Annotated in this window: 3 protein-coding genes; all 3 read left to right on the forward strand. The window is 46.6% G+C overall.

The features are described from left to right. On the forward strand, positions 1-282 hold a 282-nt coding region (locus PX481_RS24255; RefSeq protein ID WP_288096472.1), incomplete at its 5' end, for an AEC family transporter. A gap of 475 nt (positions 283-757) precedes the next feature. Continuing rightward, complete coding sequence (locus PX481_RS30235) at positions 758-937, forward strand: hypothetical protein (protein WP_071825112.1); 180 nt, start codon at positions 758-760, stop codon at positions 935-937. 165 nt (positions 938-1,102) lie between these two features. Continuing rightward, positions 1,103-2,426, forward strand: a 1,324-nt coding sequence (topA, locus tag PX481_RS24260) for a type I DNA topoisomerase (protein WP_288096474.1), incomplete at its 3' end; no start/stop codon positions are given.

A 2,426-nucleotide genomic window follows, 5' to 3' on the forward strand; every position in this document is an offset into this window, starting at 1 on the left:
CAAAAATTAGCGATCGGTAAATTAGAATTATTAGGGGCCGGTTTGCGTCTTTTAGTCGCTCCTCTTTTGGCATTTGCGATCGGCAATAGTTTAGGATTAACTGGTATGGATCTAAAAATTCTCATCCTACAGAGTGCCATGCCCACCGCCGTTAATACTGTCATTTTAGTCACAGAATTCGGTGGTTCGGCCGCTTTGATGGCCCGCACAGTTGTGGTCACTACCCTTGCTAGTTTTCTGACTATTCCTTTCTTTCTGTGGTTATTAAAAGTCTATTTATAGCGTTTCCTGTTCGCAAGAGGTACATTATCTATGTTGAAAAGCTTAATCGGCAAAGGTTTAAGTATGCCACACAGATGTGAGAACCGCTATATAGCAGTTATCTTAATGATGAGGTGCGAAGTTTTCGTTTTGTTAACTCCAGCACTCCCTTATCCCTTCTCCACAACTCCCACTCTGCAATAACTACTGGCAGCCAGAAATACGTTGGTTTCATATCATACTTTGTGCTTTTTGTCAAAAAAACTTTTTTTTTGCAATAAAACTACACAAAAAAAAGATCATCGTTGTGGGTGAAATTGACTAATTTACCCGTCTTAATTAGGATAACCTTCTAGGTGTGGCAAGGGTTTCAACCATTGCTGCCTAAAAAAGCACAGAATAGCCCATTATGAAATTCAGTAAAATCGCTGTAACCATCATAACATCGTTGTTAAATAAAAATCTTTCTCAATTAATTTTTAAGAATTTGTAAATATTGCGGAATGTTAATTTAAATATTCTCAAGTTTTTGGAGTCAATAAATAATTTTTGCTTATCTTTGGCGAACATTGGGTTAGGAGTCAGTATTCTCCGAGTCAGCTTTTTTCTCCCTTCTCCCTGCTCCCATCTCCCTGCTCCCATCTCCCTGCTCCAGAAAAATATTAAGTTTTGTTAAGAAGTTAGTGACAAAAGACCAGCTTTAATCTCTATTATCGTAGTAAGTGGATTTTGACCCGAATCAAGCCGGTCAAGATAAATAGTAACTTTTGCCCATCATCAAACAAAGATGGTCAGTCTAACTAAAACAGTCGCTGTGGCCATGCCCTCGTGATCAATTCCTATGTCAACCCTGGTTATTGTCGAATCCCCCACCAAAGCTCGGACGATCAGCAATTATCTGCCTAGCGGCTATCGAGTCCAAGCCTCCATGGGCCACATCCGCGATCTGCCCGCCTCCGCCGAAGAAATTCCCCCCGCCCACAAAGACAAATCCTGGGCCAATTTAGGCGTGGATGTGGAGAACGATTTCGACCCCCTCTACGTCGTCCCCAAAACCAAAAGTAAAGTCGTCAAAGAATTAAAAGAAGCCCTCAAAGGGGCCAGCGAACTGATCCTCGCCACCGACGAAGATCGGGAAGGCGAAAGCATCAGTTGGCATCTCTTGCAGGTACTCAACCCGAAAATACCCACCAAAAGGATGGTATTTCACGAAATCACCAAAGAAGCAATCCAAGCCGCCCTCAAAAATTGTCGCTCCATCGACGAAAATTTAGTTCACGCCCAAGAAACCCGCCGCATACTCGATCGCCTCTACGGTTATACCCTCTCCCCCCTACTCTGGAAAAAAATCTCCAAAGGGTTATCCGCCGGCCGGGTGCAATCCGTGGCGGTACGTCTGCTCGTGCAGCGCGAACGAGAACGACGAGCCTTTAAAACCGCCAATTATTGGGATCTGAAAGCCACCCTCGAAAAAGACAAAAATCAATTCGAGTCGAAATTAGTCACCTTAAACGGTCAAAAAGTGGCAAATGGGAGCGATTTCGATGCCGAAACCGGCAGACTGCTCCCCGGTCGCCAGGTGACACTTTTGGATCAAGCCACCGCCGCCGCCTTAAAAGAACGCATCGAAGACAAAATCTGGCGCGTTAGCCACACCGAAGAAAAACCCACCACTCGCAAACCTTCCCCCCCCTTCACCACCTCCACCCTACAGCAAGAGGCTAACCGGAAACTGGGCATATCCGCCCGCGACACCATGCGAATCGCCCAAAATCTCTACGAACAGGGCTACATCACCTATATGCGGACCGATTCCGTCCATCTTTCCGATCAGGCTATCACCGCCGCCCGCAATTGTGTAGAACAAATGTACGGAAAAAATTACCTCAGTCCCCAACCCCGGCAGTACACCACCAAAAGCAAAGGCGCACAGGAAGCACACGAAGCCATCCGGCCCGCCGGTAGTAGCTTTCGCCTGCCCCGGGAAACCGGCCTGAGCGGACTAGAATTCGCCCTCTATGATTTAATCTGGAAACGTACCGTCGCCTCACAGATGGCCGATGCCCGCATTACCCAGATCGCCGTCAATATTCAGGTAGAAAATGCCGGATTTCGCTCCTCTGGCAAAAGAATCGACTTCCCCGGCTTTTTCCGCGCCTATGTGG

This window comes from Microcystis sp. M53603_WE2 (assembly GCF_030065435.1).